The organism is Rathayibacter sp. AY1A7 (assembly GCF_002930845.1).
Taxonomy (GTDB): Bacteria; Actinomycetota; Actinomycetes; order Actinomycetales; family Microbacteriaceae; genus Rathayibacter.
Window position 1 is genome coordinate 209,548 of sequence record NZ_PSTL01000002.1, and the last position, 17,840, is coordinate 227,387.

Consider the following 17,840-nt stretch of genomic DNA (forward strand, 5'->3'; position numbering starts at 1 on the left):
CGCGCGCATCACCGGCTCGCGGCCGCCTCGACGCTCGCGAGCACCGCGCGGAGCGAGCGCGACGCCTCCGCCCGCAGATCGGCGGGCACCCCCGAGAGCAGCACCCGCTCGGCGTCGAGCACCTCGGGGAAGGCCCGGTCGACCAGCTCCTCCCCCTCGCGAGTCAGCGTGATGAGCGAGCCGCGCCCGTCCGCCGGGTTCGCGGCGCGCCGCACCAGGCCCCGCCGCTCCAGCGAGTGCACGCGCTTGGTGATCGCGGGAGCGGAGGCGAGGGCGATCGTCCGGAGGGTCGTCGGCGACTGCGGAGCGCCGGCGCGACGCAGCGTGGAGAGCACGTCGAACTCGCCGCGGGTCAGCCCGTGGGCGGCGAGCAGCTCCTCCGTCGCCCGCACGATCAGCGCGGAGGCGCGGATCACCCGCCCGACGACGTCGACGGCGGAGGTGTCGAGCTCGGGCCGCAGCACCGCCCAGCCCGCCCTGATCTCGTCGACCGCGTCATCCGGCTGGCCTTCAGAGTCATTCACGCGTAAAGTATATCTGCTTCACCCGTGAACCACTTCTCCGGCCGCCGCCGCTCGGACCCCGATCAGAGGACCCGATGGCCACCACCCCCGTTCTGCCCCACCCCCGCGAGCTCCTCGCCTTCGGCCCGCACGCCGGCGCCCATCGCGTCGCCCTGCGCGCCGGCGTCTCGATCGCCGTCCCGCTGCTCGTCCTCTGGGCGCTCGGCCGCACCGATCTCGCCCTCTACGCGACCTTCGGCGCCTTCACGGCCCTCTACGGACGCCAGCACACGCACCGGCCGCGCCTGCTGATGCAGCTGTCGGCCGCCGCGTTCCTCGTCACCACCGTGACCCTCGGCACCGTCGTCTCCCTCTCTCCTCACCGCGACTGGCTGATCATCCCCGTCGTGGTCGCCGTGACCGTCGCGACCGCCTATCTCAGCGACGCCCTGCACTGGCATCCGCCCGGCCCGCTGTTCCCGGTGTTCGCCGTCACGGCGTGCGCGTCCGTCCCGTCCGAGCCCTCGCGGATCCCGCTCGCCGTCGCTCTCGCCGCGGGCTCCGCCGCCTTCTCGCTCGTCGTCGGCCTGAGCGGTCTCGCGCTCCGCCGCGCACGCCGCCTCGCCCCGACGCCGTGGCGCACCTCGTTCCGCGCGGCGGCGGCCCGTCCGGCGACGCGCGCCGCCCTGCTCCGCTTCGGGGCCGTCGTCCTGGTGGCGGGCACCATCCCGACCGCGACCGGCCTGGGCCACCCCTACTGGGCGATGGTCTCCGCCGTCGCAGCCGTCTCGGGAGCAGACGCCGGCGCCCGGCTCGTGCGCGCGGGCCACCGGATGCTCGGCACGATCGTCGGAGTGCTGATCGCGGCCGCGCTCCTGGCCCTGCCGCTCTCCCCGCTCGCCGTGATCGTGGTGGTGGTGCTCCTCCAGATGACCGCCGAGCTCATCGTCGGCCGCAACTACGGCCTGACCCTCGCCTTCGTCACTCCGCTCGCGATCCTCATGGTCGAGCTCGCGCATCCCGTCGACGAGCTCGTGCTGCTGCGCGACCGGGCGCTCGAGACCGCGCTGGGCGTGCTCGTCGGAGTCGTGGCGACGCTCCTGACCCACGCCGCCTCGCAGCGCTCGCGCTCCTAGGCTCTGGAGGATGGACCGCGCGATCCCCGCAGTGCTCGCCGAAATCACGGCGGCCGTCGCTGAGGTGCGCGAGGTCGCACGGTCGCAGCAGGACGGCGCGCGGGCCCGCGTCGCGGACCGGCTCGACGAGCTGTTCGCCGGAGCGACGACCCGCAGAGAGGTGCGGGCGGCGGCCGCCGACGCGCTCGGGCTCTGGGGCGGGGCGGGCTCCTTCTCGGACGTCGGCTCGGCCGAGGCCGACCACGCGGTCAGGCGCCTGTACCGGGCCCTGCGCGCCGGCCGCTCCTGGCTGCTCCACGCCGGCTGACCCGCACGTCGCGACCGCCGCCCGACGCCGAGAACGACGAAGGCCCCCTGCTTCCGTGGAAGCGGGGGGCCTTCTCGTTGGCGGTACCGGTGGGATTTGAACCCACGGTGGACGCAAGCCCACACATGTTTTCGAGACATGCTCCTTCGGCCGCTCGGACACGGTACCGGGGTCGAGTGTACGCGACGGCCGGAAGTCGCGCCAATCGAGAGGACGGGCCGCCGTCAGGCGGGGAGGAGGAAGCCGAGCACACGGTCCCACTCCGGGATCGCGAGCAGGTGGCCGCGGCCGGGCACGACCTCGAGGCGGGAGTCGGGCAGCCGGGCGGCGTACCACTCGGCATGGCGGCGGCCGGCGACCGCGTCCTCGGCGCCGTAGAGGAGGAGCGCGGGCGGCTCGGCGGACTCGACGGTGAAGCCCCACTCCTGCACGCCGTAGCCGATGAGGTCGGCGGCCATGCCGAGGGCGCCCTGGGCGGCAGCGCGCTCGAGCATGCGCGAGAGGCGCTCGCGGACTCCGGGGGTCTCGAGCACCGCCGTGTCGGCATCGCCGGAGCCGAGCATCCCGAGCAGGGCGTCCGGGGCGGGGGCCGGGCCGAAGGCGCCCTCGAGCGTGCGGGTGAGCGAGCGGACGGCCTCGTCGAGCGGAAGCTCGGCCAGGCGCGCGAGCTCGGCACGGTTCTCGTCGCCGACCCACGGCACGGCGCTGTCGGGAGCGGGCGTGCCGATCACGGCGACGCGCTCCACGAGGCCGGGGTAGTTCGCGGCGAGCGCGAGGGCCACGCGGCCTCCCGCCGACCAGCCGGCGGCGCTGACGGAGGCGATGCCGACGGTCGCGAGGTACTCGGCGATGTCGGCGGCGGCCTGCTCGGGGCTGGCGCCGACGCCCGCTCCGGCGGGGTCGAGGTCGGTCAGGAGGGAGGAGGCGCCGTAACCCGGGCGGTCGAACGAGAGCAGGCGCACCCCGTGGCGCGCGGTCGCCTCCGGGTCGGGGTCGAAGTCCGAGGAGCCGGGAGCGGGATGCGCCAGGACGACGACCCGCTCGGCGCCCTCGGGGCCGGACCAGCTGACTCCGAGCGGGCGGCCGGACTTGAGGACGTGCACTGTCGAGGGCATGTCCCCCAGTCTCCCGCAGACGTCCGACGCCGACGGAGCGGCGCTCGGGAGTCGTCTTCCGAGGCGCGATCCTCCGCCTCCGCCCCTCCGCGACGACGCTCCTCCACAGACGGCTTCCACGCGACCTCACCCCCGGCCTGGCGCGCCCCGCTCCCGGCGTCGGTAGTCGACGGTACTGTCGAAGACACGTTCGAACGAGCGGCGGTGTCGGGGGTCCCCCGTAACGTCGCGCTCGTCCCCCTCCTCCGCCCCGAAAGGACCTCATGGCCTCCTCGAAGACGCGCACCGCCCCGTACCGCTGCTCGGAGTGCGGATGGACGACCGCGAAGTGGGTAGGCCGCTGCGGCGAGTGCCAGCAGTGGGGCTCCGTGATCGAGAGCACCGAGCGCACCGGCCTCGTCCGCGCGGTCGCCGCTGTGGCTCCGGCCGCCGGCCGCATCGCGCGGCCCATCACCGAGATCGAGACCACGTCGGCGGCGCACCGCCCCACCGGCGTGGGCGAGCTCGACCGCGTGCTCGGCGGCGGGATCGTCTCCGGCGCGGTCGTGCTGCTCTCGGGAGAGCCCGGCGTGGGCAAATCGACCCTCCTGCTCGAGGTCGCGAGCCGCGCCGCGGCCGAGGGCCAGCGGGTCCTCTACGTCAGCGCGGAGGAGTCGGCCGCGCAGGTGCGCATGCGGGCCGAGCGCACCGGCGCGATGCACGACAGCCTCTTCCTCGCGGCCGAGACCGACCTCGCCACCGTGCTCGGCCAGATCGACGAGGTCAGGCCGGATCTGCTCATCGTCGACTCGGTGCAGACGGTCGCGAGCGACACCGTCGACGGCCTGCCCGGCGGTCCCAGCCAGGTCCGCGAGGTCGCCGCGACCCTCATCCGCGTCTGCAAGGAGCGGGCGCTCCCCCTCGTGCTCGTCGGACACGTCACGAAGGACGGCTCCATCGCGGGGCCGCGCCTGCTCGAGCACCTGGTCGACGTGGTCTGCCACTTCGAGGGCGACCGGCAGACGGCGCTGCGCTTCGTCCGCTCGCTCAAGAACCGCTTCGGCCCGACGGACGAGGTCGGCTGCTTCGAGATGACCGCCGAGGGCATCGCCGAGATCCCCGACCCGAGCGGTCTGTTCCTCAGCCGCACCCGCTTCCCCACCCCGGGCATCTGCGTCACGGTCGCGATGGAGGGACGCCGCGCGCTCCCCGTCGAGATCCAGGCGCTCGTGATCGCGAACGACGGCGAGCACCCCCGCCGCGTCACGAACGGAGTCGACGCGTCCCGGGTCGCGATGATCCTCGCGGTCCTCGAGCGGCAGGCGGGCATCCCCCTGCGGCGCTGCGACGTCTACGTGTCGACCGTCGGCGGCGTGAAGCTCATGGAGCCGGCGGCGGACCTGGCGATCGCGGTCGCCATCGCCTCCGCCCACGCCTACACGCCGCTGCGGCCCGGGATCGCCGCGTTCGGCGAGATCAGCCTCTCGGGAGACATTCGGCCCGCCTCCGGAGCGAAGCAGCGCGCCTCCGAAGCGACACGACTCGGGCACTCCTCGCACCTCGACTCCAGCGCCTTCACCCTCTCGAGCGCGATCACCCACGCGCTCGTCCCCGTTCCCGAGCGCATCCGTCCGGAGCGGGTGCCCACGCACTGACGGCCGCGTCCCCGGCACGCTGCACACGCACCCGTCCACCGCTCGGAGCCGCTTGCGCCCCCGTCCACCGCATGGTCGAGGATCGCCACCGGAGGCGAACACCGGCTCGATGGGCACTGCCCGACAGCTCCGCCCGACCACGCGCGCGTCCGATCCGCCGCGGCCGCCCGTCGCAGCCTGCCCCTAGACGCCGCCTCCGCCGCCGCCTCCGCCGCCCCCGCCCGAGCTGCCGCCACCGCCCGCGCCGCCGCTCGAGGAGCTCGACGAGGATCCGACGTAGCTCGACGTCGACGACGAGAACGAGGACACGCTGCCGGCGAAGGCCGCCGCGTGGAAGCCGTTCGGTCCGGAGTACCAGACCGGCTCCTCACCGGTGCGCTCGTAGGCCGACGCGAGCTCCGCCGACCACTCCTTCTCGAGACCGAAGAGCACGGCCCACGGCAGCAGGCGCTCCGTCACCTCGACCACCTCGACCGGTCCGACCGTGCGCCGGTCCGCCCCGCGTGGCGACTGCAGCATCGCGATCCGGTCGGCCTCGGCCAGGCGGATGTACAGCTCGAGCCCGCGCAGATGGTCGCGCAGCTCCGCGCCCGCGGCCGTCAGCGGCACCCTCGAGACCAGGATCGTCCCGACGACGGCCGCGACGATCGCGACGAGCATCAGCACGAGCGGGAGCGCTCCGCCGAAGGAGCGGGTCATCAGGAGGATCGCGCCCAGGAAGGCGGCCATGACACCCAGCAGCAGCGGGACGATCACGAGCACGCTGCCGCCGATCGTCCCGGCCTTCTTCAGTCCCGCCTCGGTCACCCTGTTGCCCAGCGCGGTCCGGAACTGTCCGACGGCCTTGCCGAACTCCTTGTCCTTGCCCGAGAGCTCACGCACCGTCCCCGGCGCCCGGCCGAGGGCGATGTCGAGGAACTCGCGGTCGTCGGAGGCGAGGGGCCGCGGGCGTCCCGCGCGTCGCGTCGGCGTCGTCGCAGGGTCGAGCACCCGCACGGCGTACTCCTGCTTCCGCCCCTCCCCCGTCTCCTCGATGCGCACGAGACCGCGGACGGCGGCGTCCAGGAGTCCGGCCGCGGGGGCCTTCGACGTCTTCCGCAGCAGCGCGGCGGAGAGGAACAGCCCCTCCGCGGGCGGGTCGTACTCGGCGACGACGGTCGGGCGGCCGGGAGCGTCGCGGAGCACGGTCCGGCGCCGGTGCACGGCGAGCGCGAGGCCGATCAGGACCGCGGCGAGGCCGCCCAGCTGCACCCAGGACCAGCCGGAGGCGAGGTAGCGGTCGTCGCGCGGCGTGAAGGTTTCGGGGGCGAAGCCGATCGCCACGGTCACGTTCTCCCCCGGAGCCAGCGACTCCCCCGACGCCGTGACGACCGCGCCGTCGCGGCCGATCGGGCAGGGCGTCGTCGAGCCCTCCGGCCCCCGGTAGCAGCTGACGGTCCCCGTCGCGGCGGAGGCCAGCGAACCGGCGAGCTCGACGCGCACGTCGTAGCGGTCGAAGGACTGGCGCCAGCCCGTGCCGTTGACGTCCCAGTAGAACTCGTCCTCGCCGCTGCGCGTGCCGGATCCAGGCAGGGTCGTGTTGTGCTGCGTGTAGGTGAAGACGTAGGTCTGGCTGCCGCTGACGAACTCGTCCGCTGCGCTGGTGACCAGGAGGAAGCCGTCCTCGCGCTCGGTGTCGACCGGCCGCGCCGCCCCGTCGCCGTCGGTGACGGACACCAGGTCGACGTCGGTCGGGTGCCCCTCGTAGTCGAGCGGGATCGCGCGCTGCATGCCGCGGTTCTGCGACGGCGGGAACTCGGCGACGAAGGTCTCGACGGTGGTCAGCGTCGAGCGGCCCTCCTCGTCGCGGTCGAGGCGGAAGTCGGCCGAGTACTCCGAGAACCGGAAGCCGTCCACATCCGCGCGCACGACACCCGCGACGGGCTGCGGAGCCGCGACAGGGTGCGGAGCCGCCACGGCCTGCGCCGCCGCTCCGCCGACCAGCAGCGGGACCGCGAGTGCCACGGCCGCCGCGCGCCGCGCGACCACCCCCGCCCGGCCGGTCGAGGCGGACAGGATCGTGCCGAGCAGCCCCCACATGCCTGCGATGCTACGCGCCGCCGCGCACCCGGCACGTCCCCCGGGCGGACTACTGGAGCAGGAACTGCGTGGGCGAGCCCGAGGGGATGCCGGCGACCGACACCGACAGGTTGTAAGCGGCGCCGCCCGCCTCGACCGCCTCGCGTCCGCCGGAGCAGGTGTCGGCGGAGGAGCGGGTGCGGTCCCACGTCAGCGCGCTGCCCATCACCGAGCGGCCCGCCTGGAGGAGCACCGGCAGATCGGCCGCGCCGGTCTGGCAGTCGGTCGAGGTCCAGATCTGCTCGGAGCCGCTCGTGATCGTGAAGACCTGCTTGCTCGTGCCCGCGTCGATCACGCAGTCGGTGCTCGAGATGTTGGCCAGCGAGAGCGAGAGCTGCGGATCCTCGCCGGGCGCGTAGCTCGTGGCGTCCGTGACCGCGGTGACGGCGACGGAGTCGGCCGTGCAGGCGGGTGCGGCGCCGGGCGTCGCACCGGGCGAGGTGGTCGGGTAGAGCGTCGGCAGCACGACGGTCGGCGTGGGGCTCGACGCGGCGTCGGAGCCGGTCATCCGCGGGAGCAGCGACAGCACCACCGCCAGGCCCGCGACGATGACGACCAGCGCGAGCAGCACTCCGGCGCGGCGTCGCCGGTAGACCCGGGAGGGCAGGCGGCGGGGCGGCGGAGTCACCGGGACAGGCTACGACGTGGCGGCGGTCAGAGCGTCTTCAGCATGCGGGTGTTGCCGAGCGTGTTCGGCTTCACCCGGGCGAGGTCGAGGAACTCGGCGACTCCCTCGTCGGGAGAGCGGAGCAGCTCGGCGTAGACCTCGGGGTCGACGACCTTCTCGCCGATCGGCTCGAAGCCGTGGCGGGCGAAGAAGTCGACCTCGAAGGTGAGGCAGAACAGGCGCTTCAGGCCGAGCTCGCGCGCGTCGTTCTCGAGGCGCTCCAGGATGTGGTGACCCACACCCCTCCCGAGCCAGTCCTGCGCGACCGCGAGGGTGCGCACCTCCGCGATGTCGTCCCACATCACATGGAGCGCACCGCAGCCGATCGCCGTCCCGTGCCCGTCCTCGGCGATGCGGAACTCCTGCACGGCGCCGTAGAGCACCACGCGGTCCTTGCCCAGGAGGATGCGCTCGTTCACGAGCGGCTCGCTGAGCTCCTGGATGAAGGGGACATCGCTCGTGCGCGCGCGGCGCACCGGGTACTTCCAATCGGCCATTCGACAAGCCTAGGCCGCACCGGGCGCGGGATCCTGCGAGCAGGCGCCCACCCCCGGACGACGACGTGCCCGCCCCCTCGCGAGAGGGGACGGGCACGGGGTCGTTCGGCAGCCTGCTACGACATCAGGTCGGGCGTCGCCGGGCCGGCCGTGGCCGCTCCGGTGGACGCGCCGGCGCTGATCGAGATCAGGCGCGGGGTCGTGGTGAAGACGAACCTGTTGTCGGCGAAGTCCACGTGGATGTGGTCTCCGGCGCCGAGCTCTCCGTGCAGGATCCGCTCGGACAGCTGGTCCTCGATCTCGCGCTGGATCGCCCGGCGCAGGGGGCGCGCACCGAGGGCCGGGTCGAATCCGACCTCGATCAGGCGCTCCTTGGCCGGCTGCGTCAGCTCCACCGTCATGTCGCGGTCGAGCAGGCGGTCGCCCAGGCGCTTGATGAAGAGGTCGACGATCTGGAGCAGCTCGGGCTTCGACAGCTGCGGGAAGACGATGACGTCGTCCACGCGGTTGAGGAACTCGGGCTTGAAGTGCTTCTTGAGCTCCTCGTTGACCTTGCCGCGCATGCGGTCGTAGCCGGTGGCGTTGTCGCCCTCGATCTGGAACCCGACGGGACCACCGGCGATGTCACGAGCACCGAGGTTGGTGGTCATGATGATGACGGTGTTCTTGAAGTCGACGACACGGCCCTGGCCGTCGGTCAGTCGACCCTCCTCCAGGATCTGGAGGAGCGAGTTGAAGATGTCCGGGTGCGCCTTCTCGATCTCGTCGAAGAGGACCACGCTGAACGGCTTGCGGCGCACCTTCTCGGTGAGCTGGCCGCCCTCCTCGAAGCCGACGAACCCGGGAGGGGCGCCGAACAGCCGCGAGACGGTGTGCTTCTCGCCGTACTCCGACATGTCGAGCGAGATCATCGCGTTCTCGTCGTCGAAGAGGAACTCGGCGAGCGCCTTGGCCAGCTCGGTCTTCCCGACGCCCGTGGGGCCGGCGAAGATGAACGAGCCCGAGGGGCGCTTGGGGTCCTTGAGGCCCGCGCGGGTGCGGCGGATCGTCCGCGAGAGTGCCGCGATGGCCTCCTCCTGGCCGATGACGCGCTGGTGCAGGGCCTTCTCCATGAAGACGAGCCGCGAGGACTCCTCCTCGGTGAGCTTGAAGACCGGGATGCCCGTCGCCTGGGCGAGGACCTCGGCGATCAGGCCCTCGTCGACCACGCCGGTGGCCTTGACGTCGCCCGACTTCCACTGCTTCTCGAGGCGCAGGCGCTCACCGAGCAGCTGCTTCTCCTCGTCGCGGAGCGACGCGGCCTTCTCGAAGTCCTGGTCCTCGATCGCGGCCTCCTTGGCGGAGCGGACCACGGCGATGCGGTCGTCGAAGTCGCGCAGCTCCGGCGGCGCCGAGAGGATCGAGAGGCGCAGGCGTGCGCCGGCCTCGTCGATCAGGTCGATCGCCTTGTCGGGGAGGAAGCGGTCGCTGATGTAGCGGTCGGCCAGATTGGCCGCCGAGACGATCGCGCCGTCGGTGATGGACACCTTGTGGTGCGCCTCGTAGCGGTCGCGCAGCCCCTTGAGGATGTTGATCGTGTGGGGCAGCGACGGCTCCGCGACCTGGATCGGCTGGAAGCGGCGCTCGAGAGCGGCGTCCTTCTCGAAGTGCTTGCGGTACTCGTCGAGCGTGGTCGCGCCGATGGTCTGCAGCTCGCCGCGGGCGAGCAGCGGCTTGAGGATCGAGGCGGCGTCGATCGCGCCCTCAGCGGCCCCTGCGCCGACGAGGGTGTGGATCTCGTCGATGAAGGTGATGATGTCGCCGCGGGTGCGGATCTCCTTCGTGACCTTCTTCAGGCGCTCCTCGAAGTCACCGCGGTAGCGGGATCCGGCGATGAGCGAGCCGAGGTCGAGCGTGTAGAGCTGCTTGTCCTTCAACGTCTCGGGCACGTCGCCGCGCACGATCGCCTGGGCGAGGCCCTCGACGACGGCGGTCTTGCCGACGCCGGGCTCGCCGATCAGGACGGGGTTGTTCTTGGAGCGGCGGGAGAGGATCTGCATGACCCGCTCGATCTCCTTCTCGCGCCCGATGACCGGGTCGAGCTTGTTGTCGCGCGCCGCCTGGGTGAGGTTGCGTCCGAACTGGTCGAGGATCTGCGATCCCCCCTGAGGCTGCTGTTGCTCACCGCCCACGGCGACCTGCTCCTTGCCCTGGTAGCCGGAGAGCAGCTGGATGACCTGCTGGCGCACGCGGTTCAGGTCGGCACCGAGCTTGACCAGCACCTGAGCGGCGACGCCCTCGCCCTCGCGGATGAGGCCGAGCAGGATGTGCTCGGTCCCGATGTAGTTGTGGCCGAGCTGCAGCGCTTCGCGCAGGGACAGCTCGAGGACCTTCTTCGCCCGAGGCGTGAAGGGGATGTGGCCGGTCGGCTGCTGCTGCCCCTGGCCGATGATGTCCTGCACCTGCTCGCGCACAGCGTCGAGCGAGATCCCGAGGGACTCGAGCGCCTTGGCGGCCACTCCCTCGCCCTCGTGGATCAGGCCGAGCAGGATGTGCTCCGTGCCGATGTAGTTGTGATTGAGCATCTTGGCCTCTTCCTGGGCCAGGACGACGACGCGCCGCGCGCGATCGGTGAATCTCTCGAACATGCTGTCACTCCCTACAGAACCCGCAGGGGTGGGCTCCGATACGTCGACTGTAACCAGCGCTCCCCCCGGTGAGCAGGCCTGTTCGCCCTGGGCGTGCACGCGATCCGGGAGGGGTGCGGGCGGCGGTCCCGTCCACCGGTCCATGCGAAGGCATACACTTCCCGCATGAGCAACCTGGAGGAGCATCCCGACGAGCTCCCCGTCGCCGCGGAGCCGGTCCCTCGCGAGCCCGGCGCGGTCGAGATCCTGGAGGCACGGCTCGTCCCGCTCGGCGGTCCGCGCGCGATCGAGGTGCGCCGCACCCTCCCCCAGCGCTCGCGCTCGACGATCGGCGCATGGTGCTTCGCCGACCACTACGGCCCGGTGCGGCTCGGCGAGGAGGCCGGGATGGACGTCCCGCCGCATCCGCACACCGGCCTGCAGACCGTGAGCTGGCTCTTCGAGGGCGAGATCGAGCACCGCGACAGCGTCGGCAGCCTCGCCGTGGTGCGCCCGGGCGAGCTCAACCTGATGACGGCCGGACGCGGCATCTCGCACTCGGAGGTCTCGACCGGGGGCGCGCCCGTCCTGCACGGGGTGCAGCTCTGGGTCGCGCTGCCCGAGGAGGCGCGGCTCGTCGATCCGTTCTTCGAGCACCACCGCGGCGTGCCCGTGGATCTGCCCGGCGCGCTGGTGCGCGTCTTCGTCGGAGGGATGCTGGGCGCGTCGGTGCCCGCGAGCACCTTCACTCCGCTGGTCGCCGCCCAGATCGACCTCGAGCCGGGTGCCCGGGTCGAGCTGCCGGTCGAGGTGTCGTGGGAGTACGGCGTGCTCGTCGACGCCGGCCCCGTGGCGGTCGAGGGCGCGGACGTCCCGCGCTCGGACCTCGCCTACCTGGCGCCCGGCCGCTCGCACCTGGTGCTGACCGCCGGGGACGCGGGCGCCCGCGTGGTGCTGCTCGGCGGCGAGCCGTTCGCCGAGGAGCTGGTGATGTGGTGGAACTTCGTCGGCCGCAGCCACGACGACGTGGCGGCCGCCCGCGAGCGCTGGCAGTCCGACGTGATCGCCGGGGCGGATCCCGCGGGACCGTTCGGCACCGTCGACGGGTACGGCGGACGCGCGCTCCCCGCGCCCGTGCTGCCGACCGTGCGCCTCAAGCCGCGCCGCCGGGCCTGAGCCGAGACCGTCAGGCCGACGCACTCCGAGGCGGGGCCCACGACGCGGGAGCGCGGGAGTCGCGATGATCCCGCTCGACCACCGCGACTCCCGCGCTCTCACCGGCGCGTCAGGACGCGTCCGACTCCTTCTTCGCGGCGGCCTTCGCTGCTGCCTCGCGATCGGTGGCCTCGGCCGTCTCGCGGAAGGCGCGGCGCGGATCCTGCAGCGCGCTCATCGGCGAGAGGTCGCGCGGAGTGACGGCGTCGACGAGCCAGCCCGTGATGATCCGCCACTTGCGGTCCAGGGTCGGCATCGCCGCTCCGTGGTAGGCGCGGTGCGCGAGCCAGGCGGGGAGGCCGCGCAGCTTCACGCCCTTGATCAGGCCGGCGCCCTTGCCGATGCCGTACTCGGCGACGGTCCCGACGGAGGCGTGGCGGTACTCCTCCACGGTGCCTCCGGTGAGGTCGGCGATGATGTTGCGCGCCAGGAGCTTGGCCTGCCGGACCGCGTTCTGCGCGTTCGGCGGGTAGTACGCGGGCTGCTTCTCGCTGGTGAGGTCCGGCACCTGCGCGCCGTCGCCGGCCGCCCAGGCGCCGCCCACCGGCTCGCCGTCCTCGCGGATGACCCGCAGGCGCGCATCCGCCATGACGTGGCCCTTCGGCCCGCGGGGCGCGTCGGTCGCGTCGAGGATCGGGTTCGGCTTCACGCCGGCGGTCCACACGATCGTGGCCGTCGGGATGCGCTCGCCCGAGGAGAGCTCCACGACGCCGTCCTCGCAGGAGGGCATCGTCGTCTTCAGGTGCACGTGCACGCCGCGCGAGCGGAGGTGGTCGAGCGTCCACTTCGAGAGCTCGGGACCGACCTCGGGGGCGACCCGGTCCAGCGCCTCGACGAGGTGCCAGGTGACGTCGCCCATCGAGAGGGAGGGCTGTGCGGCGAGGGTCTTGCGGCTGAGGTCGAGCAGCTCGCTCAGCGCCTCGACGCCGGTGTAGCCGCCGCCGACGAAGACGAAGGTGAGCAGGCGCCGGCGCTCGGCGGGATCGGTGGTGAGCGCCGCCTTCGCGATGTTCTCGATGACGCGGTCGCGCAGGTGCGCCGCCTCCTCCACCGTCTTGAAGCCGATGCCGTGCTCGGCGAGACCCGGTGTGGGGAACGTGCGGGTGACGGCTCCGAGCGCGAAGACGACCTGGTCGAACTCGATCGTGCGGGTGGAGCCGTCCATCGCGGCGACGGTGGCGCTGCGCTCGGCGAGGCTCACGCCGGTGATCGCGCCGCGGATCACGCGGGTGCGCTTGAGCGCGGAGACCAGCGGCACCGTGACGTGGCGCGGCTGGACGTGCCCGCCGGCGACCTCGGGCAGCAGCGGCTGGTAGGTCATGTAGGGGTTCGGCTCGACGACGGTGACGTCGATCGGCGCCTCCCCCCGTCTCTTCTCGAGGCCCCAGGCCGTGTACAGGCCGACGTAGCCGCCGCCGAGGATGAGGATGCGCGTCGTACGGGATGCCGTCATGTCCGTTCCCTTCTCGAACCCGGCGCCGGGCAGGCGGAACCGGATGGTGCTGAGGACGCTCCGACGCTACGCGGGGCGCGGCGGCCCGCACAGGGACTTGCGCGACGAGTCGGGGCCGCGCATCCTCCGCAGGCGGGCGGACGGGAGCCGCGCTACTGCAGCGCCGAGGTGAGCCGCGCCAGGTTGTCGAGCAGGGTCGAGCGGAGCGGCTGCTGCCGCCACTCGCGGAGGGTCAGCTCGCGGGAGTGCTCGCGGTAGTCCTGCTGCACCTGGCGCAGGTCCTCGACGAACTCCGAGCCGCGCACCATCAGCGAGACCTCGAGGTTGAGCGTGAAGGAGCGCATGTCCATGTTGCTCGAGCCGATCACGGCGACGTCGTCGTCGATCGTGAAGTGCTTCGCGTGCAGGATGGTCGGCTTGCGGTACATCCAGATGCGCACGCCCGCGGTCAGCAGCGTCTCGTAGTACGAGCGCTGGGCGTGGTAGACCACGGCCTGGTCGCCGATCTCGGAGACGAAGAGCTCCACGTGCACGCCCCGCCGGGTCGCCGTCGTGATCGCGTAGAGCATCGCCTCGTCGGGCACGAAGTACGGGCTGGTGATGATGATCGACTTCTGCGCCGAGTAGAGCAGCGTCAGGAACAGGCGCAGGTTGTTCTCGCCCTCGAACCCCGGGCCGCTCGGCACCACCTGGCAGTCGATGGTGTCGCGCTGCTGCAGCGCCTCCATCGGCTCCGACTCCCGGAGGAGCAGCTCGTCGGTCTCGCTGTACCAGTCGGTGATGAAGATGGCGTTGATGCCCTGCACCACCGGCCCCTCGAGGCGCACCATCAGGTCGTGCCAGTGCAGGCCGCGGCGGATGTTGCCGCGCTTGTTGTAGCTGGAGTCGACGACGTTCTGCGAGCCCATGAAGGCCGCGTTGCCGTCGACGATCAGCAGCTTGCGGTGGTTGCGCAGGTCCGGCCGCTGGTACTGCCCGCGCCACGGCCGCACGGGGAGCATGTACGACCACGAGGCGCCCGCCCGCTCGAGGGCGCGCAGCCGGCGGTGGGTGCCGCTGTAGTAGCCGGGCACGCGGATCGACGCGATGTGGTCGAGGAGGATCCGCACGCGCACCCCGCGCGCCACCGCGCGGTCGAGCGCGTCGAAGAAGGGCGCGGTGGTCGAGTCGGCGGCGAGGATGTAGAACTCGCAGTGCACGTACCGGCGGGCGCGGTCGATCTCGGCGGCCATCGCGCGGATGGTCTGCTCGTAGTCGCCCTGGAGGCGCGCGTCGTTCCCGCCGACCAGCGGCATGGCGCCGAGGTTGCGGTTGAGGGTGACCACCGACTCCAGCCACTGCGGCCACGGGTGCTCCCGGGCGACGCGGTCGATGCCGTCGGTCGACTCCAGGATGAACCGGTTGATCTCCTGCTGCTTCCGGCGGCGCTTGCGCGGCAGCCGGTAGCTCCCGATGAAGAGGAACAGCAGGATGCCGACGTACGGGATGAGGAAGATCGCCATCAGCCAGGCGAGGCCGGTGGTCGGACGGCGGTTCCGCGGCACGACGATCACGGCGATCACGCGGACCACGAGCTCGACGACGACGGCCGCGATCGGGAGGATCACAGCCCAGTCGGGTGCGGGCACCGCGCCTCCTCGTTCGTCGTGCGGGGCCGCTCAGCGGGCGCGGGAGGCACCCGCTCGGCGGCGGTGGTCAGGAGGCGTCGCGGGGAGGCAGGCCGCGGCGCTCGCGCTCGCGGGCCTCGATGCGGTCGTACGCGCGGCGCTCGTTGCGGTCCGAGCGGATGAGGGCGCGCATCACGAACCAGAAGATGGCTCCGACCGTGATCGTCGGCACGAGGGCCCACAGCCCCTGGTTCCACAGCTCCCAGTCCATGCGGCGATCATACTGGCGGCACCGGCGCGGGAGCCGTGAGCCCGGAGGCCCGTGCGCCCAGCGGCCTTCGCGGGCGCTGGGCGCTACTGGCTCTCGACCGACTTGTTCAGCGCCGCGGCGTCGGAGTTGAGGCCCTCCAGCTCCGAGCGCAGGCCGTCGTACACAGCGATGTCCGCGTCGATGGCGGCGCGGGTGGCGTCGACGGCCTGGCTGCGGGCGAGCAGATCGGCGCGCTCCGTCTCGAACTCGGCCGTCGATCCGAAGTCGCCGCTGTCGGCGCGCGAGTTGAAGTCGTCGATCTCGACGTTGAGCGCGTCGTACTCGGCGTTGTTCGCGTCGACCCGCGCCGTGAGGTCGGCGTACATCGTCTCGATCCGGGAGACCAGGTCCTCGATGCGGTTCTCGAGATCGGTGAAGACCGCCTCGTAGCGGGCGTTCAGGCCCACGACGACCGAGCGGTCGTCGAAGAACTCGGCGTAGTGCGCCTCGAGCGCCGGCGGCAGGTCGGCCACCTCGGTCCCCAGGATCGAGTGCAGCTCGTTGACGCGCTCGCCGAGGCCGCCGGTGCGGTACAGCTCGAGGCGCTCGGCGATCGTGCCGTCCTGCGGGAGGGACTCGTACGCGGCCTCGAGCTCGTCGCCCAGCTCGGCCTGCTCCTCCGCGTCGAGCCGCACCCACGCGGCGTGCAGCATCTCGTGGGCCGCCGTCACGTCGCGGATCCCGTCGAGGTCGGGGTTGGCGACGTCCGAGATGTAGATGCTGGTGCCGGTGTAGCAGCCGAGGACGATGTCGTCGGAGGCGCCGTAGCCGCAGAGGTCGTTGAAGCCGGCGGTCGGCTCGACCGACGGGCTCGACGCGTAGTAGAGGGCGCGGCCGCGGTCGGACATGGCGGTCCGCTCCGCGAAGCCGGCGATCGTGGGGTCGGGCGTGAACGCCTCGGCCGCCCGCCGGTCGGCCAGCGCGGTGCCGACGTCGCCGGAGGAGGTGAGGACGCTCGCGGCGACCGCGGTCCCCACTCCGAACTGCGCGATCGTGAGGACGCCCGCCGCGACGGCCGCGACGATGCTCGATGCCCTGACCATGTCTCCCCCTCGGCTCCTGCGACCCTACTTGACGAGCGGGAACAGGATCGTCTCGCGGATCCCGAGGCCGGTGATCGCCATCAGGAGGCGGTCGATGCCCATGCCCATGCCGCCGGTGGGGGGCATGCCGTGCTCGAGGGCGCGGAGGAAGTCCTCGTCCAGGCGCATCGCCTCGTCGTCGCCCGCGGCGGCCTGGCGGGCCTGCTCGACGAAGCGCTCGCGCTGCACGACCGGGTCGATCAGCTCGGAGTAGCCGGTGGCCAGCTCGAAGCCGCGGACGTAGAGGTCCCACTTCTCGACGACGCCCGGGATGCTGCGGTGCGCGCGCACGAGCGGCGAGGTGTCGACGGGGAAGTCCATCACGAAGGTCGGACGCGTCAGGCCGCCCTTCACGAAGTGCTCCCACAGCTCCTCGACGTACTTGCCGTGCGTGGGGACGTGCACCTCGACGCCCTCGCGCGCGGCGAGGGTCTCGAGCTCGGCGAGCTCCGTCTCCGGCGTGATCGCGATGCCGGCCGCGAGCGACAGGCTCTCGTACATCGAGATGCGGTCCCACCGGCCGCCGAGGTCGAAGTCGGTGCCGTCGGCCCAGGTGACCACGTGCGAGCCCGCGACGGCCTGGGCCGCGTTCTGGATCAGCTCCTGGGTCAGGTCGGCGATCGAGTTGTAGTCGCCGTACGCCTGGTAGGCCTCGAGCATCGCGAACTCGGGCGAGTGGGTGGAGTCGGCGCCCTCGTTGCGGAAGTTGCGGTTGATCTCGAAGACCCGGTCGATGCCGCCGACGACGGCGCGCTTGAGGTAGAGCTCGGGCGCGATGCGCAGGTACAGCTCGGTGTCGAACGCGTTCGAGTGCGTGGCGAAGGGGCGGGCGGAGGCGCCGCCGTGCATCACCTGCAGCATCGGGGTCTCGACCTCGAGGAACTCGTGCGAGGCGAAGGTGTCGCGGAGGGAGGCGTTCACGCGGGCGCGGGTGACGACCGTCTCGCGGGCCTGGGGGCGCACGATCAGGTCGAGGTAGCGCTGGCGCATCCGGGTCTCGTCGCCGAGCTCGTTGTGCAGGTTCGGCAGCGGCAGGATCGCCTTCGCGGCGATCGTCCACTCCGACACCCACACGCTCAGCTCGCCGCGCTTGCTCGAGACGACCTCGCCCTCGACGAAGAGGTGGTCGCCCAGGTCGACGAGCTCCTTCCACGCCGCCAGCGACTCCTCGCCCACGTCGCCGAGCGAGACCATGGCCTGGATCCGCTCGCCGTCGCCGGCCTGCAGCGTCGCGAAGCAGAGCTTGCCCGTGTTGCGCTGGAACACCACGCGGCCCGCGAGGCCGACGCGCTCGCCGGTCTTCACGTCCGGCTCGATGCCCTCGTGGCGCGCCCGGACGGCCGCGATGGTGTCGGTGACTCCGACCGCGACGGGGTAGGCGCCGGCGCCGAGGTCGTCGCCCGCGAGCTCGAGCAGGCGCTCGCGCTTGGCGAGGCGGACGGCCTTCTGCTCGGAGGCCTCCTGCTGCGCGGCCCGCTCGGCGGCGGCCTGCTCGGAGTCGGACTGCTCGGCGGCGGGGGTCGTGGTCTCGGGGACGTCGGGGGTGTCGGCCATGAGGGGTCGCGGTGCTTTCGGTTCGGGGCGGACGGC

15 protein-coding genes and 1 tRNA gene are annotated in these 17,840 nt (G+C 72.5%); 4 read left to right on the plus strand and 12 right to left on the minus strand.

From position 1 onward, the window contains the following. Window positions 1-8 precede the first annotated feature (8 nt). Window positions 9-524 (minus strand): MarR family winged helix-turn-helix transcriptional regulator, encoded by a 516-nt coding sequence (locus tag C5B95_RS03160; protein ID WP_104348449.1) that lies wholly within the window; start codon window positions 522-524, stop codon window positions 9-11. A 74-nt stretch (window positions 525-598) separates the two neighbouring features. On the opposite strand from C5B95_RS03160, the gene C5B95_RS03165 reads away from it, so the two are divergent. Both C5B95_RS03165 and C5B95_RS03170 read left to right on the plus strand, forming a co-directional pair. Further along, a complete protein-coding gene (locus C5B95_RS03165) occupies window positions 599-1,639 on the plus strand; it encodes an FUSC family protein (protein ID WP_104348450.1) in 1,041 nt (346 codons plus the stop codon). A 10-nt stretch (window positions 1,640-1,649) separates the two neighbouring features. Then, window positions 1,650-1,946 (plus strand): hypothetical protein, encoded by a 297-nt coding sequence (locus tag C5B95_RS03170; RefSeq protein WP_104348451.1) that lies wholly within the window; start codon window positions 1,650-1,652, stop codon window positions 1,944-1,946. 78 nt (window positions 1,947-2,024) lie between these two features. Here the strand turns inward: C5B95_RS03170 and C5B95_RS03175 are convergent. Next, window positions 2,025-2,114 (minus strand) — tRNA-Ser (locus tag C5B95_RS03175). A gap of 56 nt (window positions 2,115-2,170) precedes the next feature. Beyond that, entirely contained in the window at window positions 2,171-3,061 is an 891-nt protein-coding gene (locus tag C5B95_RS03180; protein WP_104348452.1) for an alpha/beta fold hydrolase, read from the minus strand. 263 nt (window positions 3,062-3,324) lie between these two features. On the opposite strand from C5B95_RS03180, the gene radA reads away from it, so the two are divergent. Then, complete coding sequence (gene radA, locus C5B95_RS03185) at window positions 3,325-4,695, plus strand: DNA repair protein RadA (RefSeq protein WP_104224086.1); 1,371 nt, start codon at window positions 3,325-3,327, stop codon at window positions 4,693-4,695. A 183-nt stretch (window positions 4,696-4,878) separates the two neighbouring features. Here the strand turns inward: radA and C5B95_RS03190 are convergent, their stop codons facing one another. From C5B95_RS03190 to C5B95_RS03205, 4 genes are all read right to left on the minus strand, one after another. Further along, window positions 4,879-6,774, minus strand: coding sequence for a DUF2207 domain-containing protein (locus C5B95_RS03190; protein ID WP_181067983.1), 1,896 nt, complete (start codon window positions 6,772-6,774; stop codon window positions 4,879-4,881). 49 nt (window positions 6,775-6,823) lie between these two features. Beyond that, window positions 6,824-7,441 carry a hypothetical protein gene (locus C5B95_RS03195; protein WP_104226002.1) on the minus strand — a complete coding sequence of 206 codons (618 nt, stop codon included), beginning with the start codon at window positions 7,439-7,441 and terminating at the stop codon, window positions 6,824-6,826. Between the two features lie 26 nt (window positions 7,442-7,467). Further along, window positions 7,468-7,977 carry an amino-acid N-acetyltransferase gene (locus C5B95_RS03200; protein WP_104224089.1) on the minus strand — a complete coding sequence of 170 codons (510 nt, stop codon included), beginning with the start codon at window positions 7,975-7,977 and terminating at the stop codon, window positions 7,468-7,470. A 116-nt stretch (window positions 7,978-8,093) separates the two neighbouring features. Continuing rightward, window positions 8,094-10,604: an ATP-dependent Clp protease ATP-binding subunit gene (locus C5B95_RS03205; RefSeq protein ID WP_104234294.1), complete on the minus strand. Its 2,511-nt coding sequence runs from the start codon at window positions 10,602-10,604 to the stop codon at window positions 8,094-8,096. 165 nt (window positions 10,605-10,769) lie between these two features. On the opposite strand from C5B95_RS03205, the gene C5B95_RS03210 reads away from it, so the two are divergent. After that, entirely contained in the window at window positions 10,770-11,759 is a 990-nt protein-coding gene (locus C5B95_RS03210) for a pirin family protein (protein ID WP_104348453.1), read from the plus strand. 109 nt (window positions 11,760-11,868) lie between these two features. Here the strand turns inward: C5B95_RS03210 and C5B95_RS03215 are convergent, their stop codons facing one another. From C5B95_RS03215 to lysS, 5 genes are all read right to left on the minus strand, one after another. After that, window positions 11,869-13,251 carry an NAD(P)/FAD-dependent oxidoreductase gene (locus C5B95_RS03215; RefSeq protein ID WP_104272976.1) on the minus strand — a complete coding sequence of 461 codons (1,383 nt, stop codon included), beginning with the start codon at window positions 13,249-13,251 and terminating at the stop codon, window positions 11,869-11,871. Between the two features lie 152 nt (window positions 13,252-13,403). Beyond that, window positions 13,404-14,879: a cardiolipin synthase gene (cls, locus tag C5B95_RS03220; RefSeq protein ID WP_104224093.1), complete on the minus strand. Its 1,476-nt coding sequence runs from the start codon at window positions 14,877-14,879 to the stop codon at window positions 13,404-13,406. 67 nt (window positions 14,880-14,946) lie between these two features. Further along, window positions 14,947-15,129, minus strand: a complete 183-nt coding sequence (locus C5B95_RS03225) for a hypothetical protein (protein ID WP_104224094.1) — start codon at window positions 15,127-15,129, stop codon at window positions 14,947-14,949. Between the two features lie 83 nt (window positions 15,130-15,212). Beyond that, a complete protein-coding gene (locus tag C5B95_RS17355) occupies window positions 15,213-16,211 on the minus strand; it encodes a hypothetical protein (protein ID WP_181067984.1) in 999 nt (332 codons plus the stop codon). Window positions 16,212-16,235: 24 nt separating this feature from the next. Continuing rightward, entirely contained in the window at window positions 16,236-17,804 is a 1,569-nt protein-coding gene (gene lysS / locus C5B95_RS03235; protein ID WP_104348454.1) for a lysine--tRNA ligase, read from the minus strand. Window positions 17,805-17,840: the final 36 nt, after the last annotated feature.

Bases quoted from the DNA above. Each gene is read 5' to 3' on its own strand.
- C5B95_RS03200 (WP_104224089.1), bottom strand. From the start codon at position 7,977: ATGGCCGATTGGAAGTACCCGGTGCGCCGCGCGCGCACGAGCGATGTC.
- C5B95_RS03170 (WP_104348451.1), top strand. From the start codon at position 1,650: ATGGACCGCGCGATCCCCGCAGTGCTCGCCGAAATCACGGCGGCCGTC.
- C5B95_RS03210 (WP_104348453.1), top strand. From the start codon at position 10,770: ATGAGCAACCTGGAGGAGCATCCCGACGAGCTCCCCGTCGCCGCGGAG.
- C5B95_RS03215 (WP_104272976.1), bottom strand. From the start codon at position 13,251: ATGACGGCATCCCGTACGACGCGCATCCTCATCCTCGGCGGCGGCTAC.
- C5B95_RS03165 (WP_104348450.1), top strand. From the start codon at position 599: ATGGCCACCACCCCCGTTCTGCCCCACCCCCGCGAGCTCCTCGCCTTC.
- radA (WP_104224086.1), top strand. From the start codon at position 3,325: ATGGCCTCCTCGAAGACGCGCACCGCCCCGTACCGCTGCTCGGAGTGC.
- C5B95_RS17355 (WP_181067984.1), bottom strand. From the start codon at position 16,211: ATGGTCAGGGCATCGAGCATCGTCGCGGCCGTCGCGGCGGGCGTCCTC.
- C5B95_RS03225 (WP_104224094.1), bottom strand. From the start codon at position 15,129: ATGGACTGGGAGCTGTGGAACCAGGGGCTGTGGGCCCTCGTGCCGACG.
- C5B95_RS03205 (WP_104234294.1), bottom strand. From the start codon at position 10,604: ATGTTCGAGAGATTCACCGATCGCGCGCGGCGCGTCGTCGTCCTGGCC.
- lysS (WP_104348454.1), bottom strand. From the start codon at position 17,804: ATGGCCGACACCCCCGACGTCCCCGAGACCACGACCCCCGCCGCCGAG.
- C5B95_RS03180 (WP_104348452.1), bottom strand. From the start codon at position 3,061: ATGCCCTCGACAGTGCACGTCCTCAAGTCCGGCCGCCCGCTCGGAGTC.
- C5B95_RS03190 (WP_181067983.1), bottom strand. From the start codon at position 6,774: ATGTGGGGGCTGCTCGGCACGATCCTGTCCGCCTCGACCGGCCGGGCG.